Origin of the sequence: Methanofollis sp. (genome assembly GCF_028702905.1) — an archaeon.
Classification (GTDB): Archaea; Halobacteriota; Methanomicrobia; order Methanomicrobiales; family Methanofollaceae; genus Methanofollis.
The window spans coordinates 1-12,260 of the sequence record NZ_JAQVNX010000063.1 but is presented as its reverse complement, the minus strand read 5'-3'; the positions used below and the strand labels follow the sequence as shown (position 1 = coordinate 12,260).

The window sequence follows — 12,260 nt, the reverse complement described above, 5'->3', positions numbered from 1 at the left end:
GTCCCCCGCCACCTGTTTGTCCCGCCCGGCCTGGGGGGCGCGGCCTATGGCGACCACCCCCTCCCCATCGGGAGCGGGCAGACGATCTCCCAGCCCTATATCGTCGCGGTGATGACAGAACTTCTCGCTGTGGAGGCCGGCGACCGCGTCCTTGAGATCGGGGCGGGGAGCGGTTACCAGGCTGCGGTCCTGGGCCGTCTTGCCGCGGAGGTCTGGACAATCGAGCGCCTGCCCGAACTCGCCGACCTCGCGGAGCGGAACCTTGCCGGCGTCGGGGCGGGAAACGTCCATGTCGTCGCCGGGGACGGCACCCTGGGTCTGCCCGAGCACGCCCCGTACGACGGGATCATCGTGACCGCGGCGACCCCCTCGGTCCCGCAGCCCCTCTTCGACCAGCTCGCCGACGGCGGGAGGCTTGTGGCACCGGTCGGCAGCCGGGGACTCCAGTACCTGATGTGCTACACCCGCCGCGGCGACGATATCGTCCCGGCCTCGTGGGGGGCGGTCTGCTTCGTCCCCCTGATAGGGGAGCATGGCTGGGAGGAGTGAGTATGTTCTACGACATCACGCGTGAGCTCTCCGAAGAGATCCTCGTCTTTCCCGGCGGCGACCCGAAGCCGTCGTTCACGAGAGAGGAGCATGAGGACTATGTCATCACCCTTCTCTCCCTCTGCACCCACACCGGCACCCATATCGACGCCCCTTCCCACTACCTGAAGGATGAGGGAGGGACAGTCGACGCCATCCCCCTCGAAAGGCTCGTCGGGAGGTGCCGGGTCGTCGACCTCGGGACCCGAACCGCGATCACGCGGGAGGATCTCGAAGAGCGGATCGGCGATGCAAAAAAAGTTCTCCTGAAGACATGGTCCTCAGAAGAGACTGCGTTCGATCCGGGTTACCCGCACCTGACCGCGGACGCCGCGGCTTTCCTCGCGGACGCCGGGGTCGCCTGCATCGGGATCGACTCCCCCTCCATCGAGGCTTTCGACGGCGACGGCACCGTCCACCGCACCCTCCTCGGGGAGGGCGTCGCGGTCATCGAACTCCTCGACCTCTCCGGCATCGTCGAAGGGGACTATTATATGATCGCCCTCCCTCTCCGTCTCAAAGGGCTCGACGGGGCACCGGCGAGGGTGATCCTCTCGGACAGGCCCATATCCTGAGGTGACCATGAACCTGATTGCAACTGCCGTACAGCGGCTCGAAGAGATTATGAAAGACGGGGGCTGCGAGGAGGGGACCGTCTCGCTCGCGCAGAACCCGAAACTCCCCCTCTGCCCGTACCCACGGGGGGTCTGCACCGGGGCGTGCTTCGGCGATCGACGCGGCCATGTGGTGACGGCCGACCCGATCCAGGCCTGCACGAAGGTCTCGTTCATGTTCGGCGCTCCACTCAAAAGCCCGGTGGAAAGGACGGCGGCCTGCGCGATCATCAATGCTGTCACCGGATTTTTCTGCATCAACAGGAAGATGAACGCCTGCGGCGAGGCGCATCATGCCCCCTGCCTCAGGGATCTCATGGCAGAGGTCTCGGGGAAGAGGGTCGCCGTCGTCGGCGAGGCAAAGGGCCTCCCTGACGCCCTTGGCACGGCCCTCGTGCCAGACCCGGCCGACGCCGACGTCCTCCTCGTCACTGCCCCCGGCCTCGTCTCCGACGACGGACTTGCCGCGATCGAGGCCGCCCTCGGCACAAAGAGAGTGATCTTCCTCGGACCTTCCACCGCGGGCGTCGCCCTCCTCCAGAAGGTCGAGCACTGGTGCCCGTACGGGCATTGATGAGAGGGGAGGGGCGTCCCTTTTTTTTACCGCCCGGAAGCGGTTCTGTTTATAGTCTGGCTCTATTGAAATCCTCATACCGAGGTTGATATCTCCCCATGATCACAGAGAGGGAGGCGCGGATCAACTGCCTTCCCCATATATCTCTCCGGGGGCTACACCCTCGGACAGCGAAATCCGGTCCGTGGCACATCACAGATGTGCCCGAACAGGAAAATGCTCCGCATTTTCTGTGCACGGAAAATCATAGATTTTCCTTCACCAGAGATCTTCGATTCCCTGTGTTCTCGAACTCGTTCACGCTCGTCCCCCCAATTAGGATAAGAATTCAAGTAAGAGAGAATAGGAAATCCCGGGGAGGGAGATTGCCGTATCCCTGCCTATCTTAACGCGGGGGGACCGGGGGGCAACAGCACCCCGGAGAAGTGACTGATCAACTGCCTTCCCCATACTGCTCACCGGGGGTTTCACCCCCGGACCCCAAAAATTAGGATAGAACCCGGGAAGAGCGAACAGGATATCCGAGGATGGATATTCCACCTCACCCCAATCCAGAGTGAGGGTTCGGGGGCAACGAGCGATAGCGAGTTCGAAAAAATCTTTGATTTTCGGTGTTAATCCTCGGAGAACTCTGTGGCGAAGGTAGAGGATCCGCGTTCACGTCATGGGATCAAAGGAGCACACGCGCACCATATCGCCCGACCAGAGACCTCTGACCCCCGACCGACATCTCCGGGGCGGCTGCACAAATCGCGATTATAATAATCCTGATACCTTGAAAAGATCCCCGCGGCCCAATCCCCAAACCTCATATCCTGTGAGGGTGCAGACGTACTCATGCTTTTCGGCTCTTCAGGGATCAGAAGAGAATATTCCGGAGGATTCGCCGACCTGGCCATCCGTGTCGGGGCTGCGGCCGCATCCCGCGGCGGGAACGCGGTCGTCGGCAGGGACGCACGGACGACCGGGCAGGTCCTCGCGGACAGTGTCAGTGCCGGCCTCCTCTCGGCAGGATGCGACGTCTATAGTTGCGGCATCGCCCCCACCCCGACGGTCGCCTGTGCCGCACGTGCCCACGACCTCGGCGTGATGATCACCGCATCGCACAACCCGGAGGAGTACAACGGGATCAAACTCCTCAACCCGGACGGTTCCTCGTTCACCGCGGCCCAGCAGGCCGCCATGGAAGAGGCGCTCACACAGGACCACTGGACCGGGTGGGAATCGCAAGGGCATGTCCACGCCCTCGACGCCGTTTCAATCCACAAAGACGTCATCCTCAGCACCCTCACCCTCCCCGAAGGACTCGATGTCGTCGTGGACTGCGGGAACGGTGCCGGGAGCATGATCACCCCATCCCTCCTTGCCGACGGGGGCATGCGTCCCCTCGCCCTCAATGCCAACCCGAGCGGCCGGTTCGTCCGCCCTTCCGAGCCCCTGGAAGCGAACCTGCCGTACATGCCTGCCATGGTGCGGAAGGCGGGCGCCGCCTGCGGAATCGTCCATGACGGCGACGCCGACAGGATGATGGCCTTCGACGGAAAGGGCCGGTACATCGGCGGCGACCACATGCTCATGCTCTTTGCCGACTATCTTGGCGCACGCCACGTCGTCACCACCGCAGACGCCTCCATGGCGATCGAGGAGGTCGCGGAGGTGAGACGGACCCCGGTCGGCGACACCTACGTCTCCGAAGAACTCCTCCGCTGGGGAGACTTCGGAGGGGAACCGTCAGGGGCATGGATCTTCCCGAAAAATTCTCTCTGTCCGGACGGCATCTATGCCGCCGCCCTCCTCTGCGAGATCGCCGGGGAATGGGACATCGCCGAAAAGGTGGCTGCCATGCCGACATACCCGATCCTCAGGGACTCCATACGCCTTGAGAATGCCCGCGACCTGATGGGCGCACTCGGCGCCGCCGTCCCGACAGACGGCATCCGCCTCCAGGAGGAGGAGGGCTGGTGCCTCATCAGGGCAAGCGGGACAGAGCCGAAGATCCGTTTCACGGCCGAGGGGAGAGATCCCGCCGCCGCGAAGAGGATGATGGAGACGGGGAAGGCGCTCGTCTCCGGCGCCCGCCACGGGAGTGATGTTGCATGAAGTGCGTCATCCTTGCCGCGGGCGAGGGAAAGAGGATGCGCCCGCTCACCGCGGAGAGGCCGAAGGTGATGCTTCCTGTCGCCAACAGGCCGATGCTCGAACACCTGATCGTCGCCGTGCGGGACGCCGGGATCACCGACATCCTCCTTGTGGTCGGCTACGGCGAGAGGGAGGTGCGGGAGTGTTTCGGCGACGGCGAGCGCCTCGGCGTCTCCATCCGCTACGTCCCCCAGCGCCACCAGCTCGGCACGGCCGACGCCCTCCGGTCCACAAAAGGGCTCGTGACCGGGAGGTTCCTGATGCTCAACGGCGACATGATCGCGGAGACCCGCGACCTTGCCGCCCTCTGCCGGATGGACGCCCCCGCCATGGGGGTCTACGAGTCAGACCACCCCCAGGACTACGGCGTCGTCACCACGGCCGGCGACCGCATCACAGGCCTCGAAGAGAAATCGCCGAACCCGAAGAGCAGAACCATCAACGCGGGAGTTTACCTCTTCGACGCCGGGATCTACGACCTCCTCGAAGAGGTCTCCCTCTCGGGCCGCGGCGAGTACGAACTGACCGACGCCCTCGCCGAGTACATCGGAGAGGGACGACTGCAGGCATACCGCCTGGCGACCTGGATGGACGTCGGGTCACCCTGGGACCTCCTCGACGCCAACGCCACCCTCCTTGCCGGAATGAAGCCGACCTCGGAAGGCGAGATCGAAGACGGCGTCGTCATCCACGGGAAACTCGTCCTCGGGAAGGGGTCAGTCGTCAAGGCCGGCACCTATATCGAAGGGGACTGCATCATCGGGGAGGGGTGCACCATCGGCCCCCATGCCTATCTCCGGGGCTCGACCGCGATCGGCGACCGCTGCCACATCGGCCACGCCGTCGAGATCAAAAACTCGATCATCTTCCCGGAGACAAAAGTCCCGCACTTCAACTATATCGGCGACTCGGTCATCGGGAGCGGCTGCAACTTCGGCGCCGGGACCAAGATCGCAAACCTCCGGCACGACCACGGCATCGTCACGGCCAGCGGCAGGTCGACGGGCAGAAAGAAGTTCGGGGCGATCGTCGGCGACCATGTCCTCTTCGGGATCAACTGCTCCGTGAACGTGGGGAGCGTCATCGGGAGTTACTCCCTCATCGGCCCCCACTGTCTCGTCGAAGGGACCGTTGCCGAGAGGACCATCATCAGGTAGGTGAAGAGAGATGCAGGCAGTCATTCTCGCAGCAGGCGAAGGAAAAAGGCTCAGGCCCCTCACCCACGCAATGCCCAAGGCGATGGTGCCGGTGGCGAACAGGCCGATCCTGGAGCACATCATCAGGGCCCTGGAAAAGAACGGGATCAGGGAGATCATCGTCGTCGTCGGGTACAAAAAGGAGCACGTCATCCGCCATCTCAACGCCCTCGACATCCCTGTCAGGGTCGTCGTGCAGGAGAAGCAACTCGGCACCGCCCATGCCCTGGCGTGCGCCGCACCCCTGATCACCGGAGACTTCCTCCTCCTCCCGGGCGACAACTATGTCGACACCGCCTCCATTGCCAGGATCATGCGGGAGAAGAACGCGGTGCTCACCTGGGAGCACCCCCACCCGTCGAACTTCGGCGTCCTCGTCATCAGGGACGGGACGGTGAGAGAGGTGATCGAAAAACCCCAGGAAGCCCCGGGATTCACTGTCTCGACCGGCATCTTCTCCCTCGACCCGTCCTTCCTCCAGTACCTCGATGAGACGGAGATCCCCGACGCCGTCAACAGGATGATCCGGGCGGGCACGCCCCTGACGGCCGTCGCCGCCGCCGACTGGCAGGACGCGGTCTATCCCTGGGACCTCCTCAAACTGAACGCCGCCCTGCTCCGGGACGTCAGGCAGGAGCGGGCAGGCAGGAGCGGACCCGGCGTCGTGATCAGGGGCCGGGTCTCGATCGGGAAGGGAACGACCATCGGCCCGAACACCACCATCATAGGGCCGGTGGTCATCGGGGACGACTGCGATATCGGTGCAAACTGTGTCATCACGTCCGAGACGAGCATCGGCGCCAGAGCGCGGGTCGAACCCTTCACCATGATCGGTCAGTCCGTCATCCTCGACGATGTGAGCATCGGGTCCCATTCCCGGATCGTCGAGGCGGTCGTCGGGACCGGGTCGCACCTCGGCGACCACGCCACCACCTTCCCCACAAAGACGATCTTCTCGATAGAAAGGGAGATGATCGGGGCGAAATTCGGGGCGATCATCGGGGACCACACGCGTTCAGCCCCGTTCTGTATCTTCAGGAACTGTATCGTGGGGAACGAAGTAGTCATTGATGACGGTAAAACCATTTACGGGGAGGTCCCCGATGGTGCAAAACTTTTATAGGATCACAGGAGATTAGCAAAGTTAGCCAGATGCGTGAAGACCATGTGCGGGATAGTAGGATATATCGGCTGGAGGGACGCGGCGCCCCTGATCATCGAGGGCCTCAAGCGCCTGGAGTACCGGGGGTATGACTCCTTCGGTGTCGCAACGGAAAACGGGGACATCAGGGTCGTCAAAAGGAACGGGAGGATCTCGGACAACCACCTCGATCTCTCGGCGCTCAGCGGGACCATCGGCATCGGCCACACCCGTTGGGCGACGCACGGCGCCCCCAACGAGCAAAACGCCCACCCCCACACCGACTGCAGCGGGTCGATCGCCGTCGTCCACAACGGCATCATCGAGAACTATGCGGTGCTCAGGAGAAAACTCACCGAGAAAGGCCACCTCTTCAGGAGCGAGACCGACACCGAGGTGATCGCACACCTCATCGAGGAGTACTACACAGGCGACCTCCTCGCCGCGGTCACCGAGACCGTCCGCCACCTCGAAGGGTCCTATGCGATCCTCGCCCTCGCGAGAGACGACCCCAGGATCATCGCCGCCCGTAAAAGCAGCCCCCTCGTCCTCGGCATCGGCGACGGCGAGATGCTCTGCGCCTCAGACATCACCCCCCTCCTCGACCACACAGAGAGGGCGGTCTACCTGGAGGACGGGGACATCGCCGCCCTCACGCCCGCACGGATCGACGTCTACCATGACGGGATGCCTGTCGAGAGGCAGGTCGACCACATCACCTGGAGCGTGGACGATGCGAAGAAAGGAGGATTCCCCCATTACATGCTCAAGGAGATCTACGAGCAGCCCCAGGCCTTCTACAACACCATCAAGGGCCTCGAAGGGGATAGCCACCTTGCCATGGTCAGGGTCGCACCCGAACTGACGGTGGCGGCCTGCGGGACGTCGTACCACGCCGCCCTCATCTTCCGCTACCTCGCCGAGGACTACGGGAAGAAGAGGGTCAACGTCGAACTCGCCTCCGAGTTCAAGTATTATGCCCCGCCCATCCGTGAACTCGTCATCGCCGTCTCCCAGTCGGGAGAGACCGCGGACACCCTTGCGGCGATCGACCAGGCAAAGGCCCACAACTGCCCGGCCCTCGCCATCACGAACATTCTCGGGAGTTCGATCACCAGGAAGGCGGACTGGACCCTCTTCATGTGCGCCGGCCCCGAGATCAGCGTCGCCGCCACCAAGTCGTTCACCGCGCAGCTTGCGGTCTTCATGGTGATGGTGAACACAATGTGCGACAGGGAGTTCGACGATGTCCTTGCCCATGCCCACTGCTCCATCGAGCGTGTGCTCTCCTGCACCCTCGGAAAAGCCGTTGCATTAATATCTGAGGCGCAGGAGATGTTCTATGTCGGGCGGGGCGTCTTCTACCCGGTCGCTCTCGAGGGCGCGCTGAAGATGAAGGAGATCTCGTACATCCATGCAGAGGGCTATGCCGCAGGCGAACTCAAGCACGGGCCTTTCGCGCTGCTATCGCCGGAAACGCCGGTCGTCGCTATCTGCATGCCGGGCAGGACCTATGGCGTGATGCTCTCCAACGTCAAGGAGATGAAGGCGAGGGGGGCGCCGATCATCGGCATCGGCGTCGAGGGGGACACCGAGGTGGAACAGGTCGTCGACGTCTTCATCCCGGTGCCCGCCGACCACCAGATGGTCCAGGCGCTCACCGTCTCGGTCGTCCTCCAGCTCCTCGCCTACCACACCGCATGTGCTTTAAACAGGGACATCGACAAACCAAGAAATCTGGCAAAGAGTGTGACCGTCGAATGATAGAATATGGCATAAACAGACTGGGAGAGGGCGCACGCGTCTTCGAGCCGGTGACTCTCGGTTTTCCGTCACGGGACAGGCTTGACCAGAAGGAGTATCCCGGCACCGTCATCGGCAAGAACGCCGTCCTCAGGTCGGGGACGATCATCTACTGCGACGTCGAGATCGGGGACGAGTTCTCGAGCGGGCATAACGTGCTGATCAGGGAGAGGACAAAGATCGGGGATCATGTCGCCGTCGGCACATCGGTAGTGATCGAGGGGGACTGTGTCCTCGGGAGCCATGTATCCCTCCAGAGCATGGTCTATATCCCGACAAACACGATGATCGGGAACAATGTCTTCATCGGCCCGAACGCGGTTCTGACCAACGACCGTTACCCGCCGCGGGGCAGGCCGCCCCTCCAGGGGCCGATGGTCAGGGACGGCGTCTCGATCGGGGCCGGCGCGGTGATCCTCCCGGGCATCACGATCGGCGAGGGGGCGCTCGTCGCCGCGGGTGCGGTCGTCACCCATGACGTCCCGGCCAGGATGATGGCGATCGGGGCACCTGCACGCTTTGTCGACCTTCCTGCGGGGATGCGCGACTGATATGACGATCCCGATCGCACGCCCCCTTCTCGGGGCAGAGGAAGCGGACGCCGTGACGGCGGTCCTTGCATCAGGCATGATCGCACAGGGCGGCCGCACGGCTATGTTCGAAGAACAGTTCGCCGCATATTGCGGGTCCAGACATGCCGTCGCCGTCAACTCGGGCACGGCCGCCCTCCATGCCGCCCTGCTCGCGGCAGGCGTCGGCCCGGGTGACGAGGTGATCGTCCCGGCCTTCACCTTCTTTGCGACCGCGTCCTCGGTCGCTATGTGCGGCGCGACGCCGGTCTTCGCCGACGTCGACCCCGCACTCTTCACCATCGACCCGGCCTCCGTTGAGAATTTCGTCACCCCGCGGACAAAGGCTGTCATCGGCGTCCACCTGTACGGCCAGCCCTGCGACGCCGGGGCTATCCGGGAGATCTGCGACGACCACCACCTCGTCTTCATCGAGGACGCCGCCCAGGCCCATGGCGCCGAATATCGCGGACAGAGGACCGGGTCTCTCGGCGACCTCGCCTGCTTCTCCTTCTATGCGACGAAGAACATGGCGACAGGGGAGGGCGGCATGGTCACGACGTCCTCGGACGACTACGACGCACGCCTCCGCCGGGTCATCAACCACGGCCAGTCAGACAAGTACCTCCACACCGAACTCGGCTACAACTACCGTCTCACCGATATCGCCGCCGCGATCGGCCTCGTGCAACTCTCGAAACTCGACGGCTTCAACAGGCGCCGGCAGGAGACCGCCGCATACTATGACAGCCACATCCGCGCATCCGGCATCCTCACACCGCCGGTGGCGGCGGGCATGACCCATGTCTACCACCAGTACGTGCTCCGGGTGACCGAAGAGGCGGCCCTCTCACGGGACGCGTTCATGGCCCGTCTCCGGGAGAAGGGGATCGGGACGGCAGTCCACTACCCTGTCCCGCTCAACCGCCAGCCCGTCTTTGCAGGCCTGAATGCCTCCTGCCCGGTCGCCGAATCGCTTGCAGCATCCGTCTTCTCCATCCCTGTCCACCCGGCCGTGACCGACGAGGAAAGGGCGTACATCTGCGATGCGATCAACGAGGTGATCTAGATGGACGCAGGCGTCATCGGCACCGGCACGATGGGCAGGAACCATGTGCGGGTCTACACCGAGTTGAAAGAGGTCGGCACGACCTATGTCTACGACCTTGATGCGGCGGCCGCAGAGAGAGTCGCAGCCGCGAACGACGCCGAGGTCTGCCACTCGATGGACGAACTCCTGCGGAAGGCCGAGTGCATCTCGGTCTGCGTCCCGACGCCGTACCACTGTTCGACGGCAGGACAGGTCATCGGGGCCGGGGTGCACACCCTCATCGAGAAGCCGATCTGCCTCACCGCCGAGGAGGGGAAGCAGCTCCTCGGCCTGATCCCGGACGACATCACCGTCGGCGTCGGCCACATCGAGCGCTTCAACCCGGTCGTCGACGAGGTGAAAAGGCTCGTCAAAGATCCCCTCTATGTCCAGATCGCACGGCACAACCCGGCATCGGCACGGGTGACCGGGTCCTCTGTCGTCGAGGACCTGATGATCCACGACATCGACATCGTCTTCCACGCCCTCTTCAACGGCCCGTACACCCTCAGAAGCAGCGGCACCGTCGATATCGCGGGGGCGCTCCTCACCTTCGGGACGACCCCGGTCTATCTCTCCGCAAGCAGGAAGTCCTCCAAGAAGGTCAGGACGATCTATGTCGAGGAAGAAGACCTGACGATCGAGGGCGACTTCATGACCCAGGAGGTCTATGTCTACCGGAAACCCGGCGCATACGGCCAGGAAAACGGGCTTTACCGCCAGGAAAACATCATCGAGAAGGTGCTCGTGAACAAGGTCGAGCCCCTGAAGATCGAACTCCAGACTTTTGTCAGGGCAGCACGCGACGGCACGCCCTTCCCGGTATCGCCGGCAGAGGGGCTTGAGAACCTCAGGATCTGCGAGGAGATCAGGGGCAGCCTCTCCATCTGATCCCCTTTTCCTCGACCGCTGGCTACTTTATCCCTGCACGCCCATATTCATTCAGGTTCCGGGATCACCATGAAAGACAGACTCTCATCGATCATAGCACGGAAAGGCCCGATCCGGCGGATCGGCGTCATCGGCATGGGCTATGTGGGCATCCCCGCGGCAGTGCTCTTCGCCGATGCCCCTGCATTCGAGCATGTCTACGGTTTCCAGAGAGACTCCCCCTCGTCTGGCTACAAAATAGAGATGCTGAACCGGGGCGAGTCGCCCCTGAAGGGTGAGGAGCCCGGCCTCGAAGACCTCCTCCAGAAGGTCGTCTCGGCCGGAAAATTTGAGTGCACCCCCGACTTCTCGAAGATCGCGGAGTGCGATGCCGTCACCCTCGCGATCCAGACGCCCTTCAAGGACAAGAAAGACCTCCTCCCGGACTTCACACCCCTCATCGCCGGGATCAGGAATGTCGGGAAATACCTCACCCCCGGCACCCTCGTCGTGCTCGAATCGACGATCACGCCCGGCACCACCGCCGGCATGGCCCGCAAGATCCTGGAAGAGGAGTCGGGCCTCGTCGCAGGGGAGGACTTCGCCCTCGCCCACGCACCCGAGAGGGTGATGGTCGGAAGATTGCTCAAGAATATCCGCGAGCACGACAGGATCGTCGGCGGCATCGACGACGTGAGCACGAAACGGGCCGTCGAACTCTACTCCCCCGTCCTCACCCTCGGCCATATCATCCCGATGACCGCCACCGCGGCCGAGGTGACAAAGACCGCGGAGAACACCTTCCGCGACCTCCAGATCGCCGCCGTCAACCAGCTCGCCCTGTACTGCGAGGCTATGGGCATCAATGTCTACGACGTCCGTGCCGGCGTCGCCTCCCTCAAGGGCGAGGGGATCACCCGCGCCGTCCTCTGGCCGGGCGCAGGCGTCGGCGGCCACTGCCTCACGAAGGACACCTACCACCTGGAGCGCGGCGTGCAGATGCTCGGGCCGGACGCCCTCGACTTCCCCGACGGCAGGGAGTCGCTGTACACCCTCGCCCGCGGCATCAACGACTTCATGCCGGCGCATATGCTCCACCTGACGGAGTCCGCCCTGGCACAGGCGGGCAAGACAGTGAAGGGCGCGAAGATCGCCCTTCTCGGCTGGGCCTTCATCAACGACTCGGACGACGCACGGAACACCCCTGCGGAGCCCTACTACGAGGCGGCGAAGGCTGCGGGCGCCGAGGTCCGCGTCCACGACCCCTGGGTCGACCCCGAGACCGCTCCCGACGTGCCGCCGGGATTGTCGAAGGATCTTGAAGCGGTACTCACCGGCGCGGATGCCGTCGTCGTCTTTGCCGGACACAAGGAGTACAGGAGGCTTGTCCCGGCAGAAGTGAAGGCGCTCTGCGGGTGTGCTCTCCCGGCGGTCGTCGACGGCAGGAATGTCGTCGAGCCGGATGCCTGGATCGATGCCGGTTTCGCCTACCGCGGCATCGGCAGAGGCGACAAGAACGGCCACACATTCACGGAGTGAGGTGAGGTCATGAAGATCCTCCTCGTCTCGACGCAGGACTACATCCACCACCCTGTCCCCTCCCGCCACCACTACATCTTCGAGGAACTGGCAAAAAGGCACGAGGTGCATGTCCCCCACTTCCACGTGAGCGACGG

The 12,260-nt window shown here is 63.6% G+C and carries 11 protein-coding genes; all 11 read left to right on the top strand.

Going from position 1 to position 12,260, the window contains the following annotated elements; all coding sequences use genetic code 11:
* Positions 1–549, top strand: a 549-nt coding sequence (locus tag PHP59_RS08435; protein ID WP_300165980.1) for a protein-L-isoaspartate(D-aspartate) O-methyltransferase, incomplete at its 5' end; no start/stop codon positions are given.
* A gap of 2 nt (positions 550–551) precedes the next feature.
* Complete coding sequence (locus PHP59_RS08430; protein ID WP_300165978.1) at positions 552–1,163, top strand: cyclase family protein; 612 nt, start codon at positions 552–554, stop codon at positions 1,161–1,163.
* Between the two features lie 7 nt (positions 1,164–1,170).
* Complete coding sequence (locus PHP59_RS08425; RefSeq protein WP_300165976.1) at positions 1,171–1,776, top strand: hypothetical protein; 606 nt, start codon at positions 1,171–1,173, stop codon at positions 1,774–1,776.
* Between the two features lie 837 nt (positions 1,777–2,613).
* Positions 2,614–3,876 carry a phosphopentomutase/phosphoglucosamine mutase gene (locus tag PHP59_RS08420; RefSeq protein WP_300165974.1) on the top strand — a complete coding sequence of 421 codons (1,263 nt, stop codon included), beginning with the start codon at positions 2,614–2,616 and terminating at the stop codon, positions 3,874–3,876.
* Positions 3,873–5,072 (top strand): bifunctional sugar-1-phosphate nucleotidylyltransferase/acetyltransferase, encoded by a 1,200-nt coding sequence (gene glmU / locus PHP59_RS08415; protein WP_300165972.1) that lies wholly within the window; start codon positions 3,873–3,875, stop codon positions 5,070–5,072. The genes PHP59_RS08420 and glmU (PHP59_RS08415) overlap by 4 nt, the downstream gene beginning before the upstream one ends.
* A 10-nt stretch (positions 5,073–5,082) precedes the next feature.
* Positions 5,083–6,234 (top strand): bifunctional sugar-1-phosphate nucleotidylyltransferase/acetyltransferase, encoded by a 1,152-nt coding sequence (glmU, locus tag PHP59_RS08410; protein ID WP_300165970.1) that lies wholly within the window; start codon positions 5,083–5,085, stop codon positions 6,232–6,234.
* Between the two features lie 42 nt (positions 6,235–6,276).
* Positions 6,277–8,016: a glutamine--fructose-6-phosphate transaminase (isomerizing) gene (gene glmS / locus PHP59_RS08405; RefSeq protein ID WP_300165969.1), complete on the top strand. Its 1,740-nt coding sequence runs from the start codon at positions 6,277–6,279 to the stop codon at positions 8,014–8,016.
* Positions 8,013–8,606 (top strand): acyltransferase, encoded by a 594-nt coding sequence (locus tag PHP59_RS08400; protein ID WP_300165967.1) that lies wholly within the window; start codon positions 8,013–8,015, stop codon positions 8,604–8,606. The genes glmS and PHP59_RS08400 overlap by 4 nt, the downstream gene beginning before the upstream one ends.
* Before the next feature lies 1 nt (position 8,607).
* A complete protein-coding gene (locus PHP59_RS08395) occupies positions 8,608–9,693 on the top strand; it encodes a DegT/DnrJ/EryC1/StrS aminotransferase family protein (RefSeq protein WP_300165965.1) in 1,086 nt (361 codons plus the stop codon).
* A complete protein-coding gene (locus tag PHP59_RS08390; protein WP_300165963.1) occupies positions 9,694–10,605 on the top strand; it encodes a Gfo/Idh/MocA family oxidoreductase in 912 nt (303 codons plus the stop codon). It abuts the gene before it with no gap.
* Positions 10,606–10,674: 69 nt separating this feature from the next.
* Entirely contained in the window at positions 10,675–12,123 is a 1,449-nt protein-coding gene (locus tag PHP59_RS08385; protein ID WP_300165961.1) for a nucleotide sugar dehydrogenase, read from the top strand.
* The last annotated feature ends 137 nt before the right edge of the window (positions 12,124–12,260 follow it).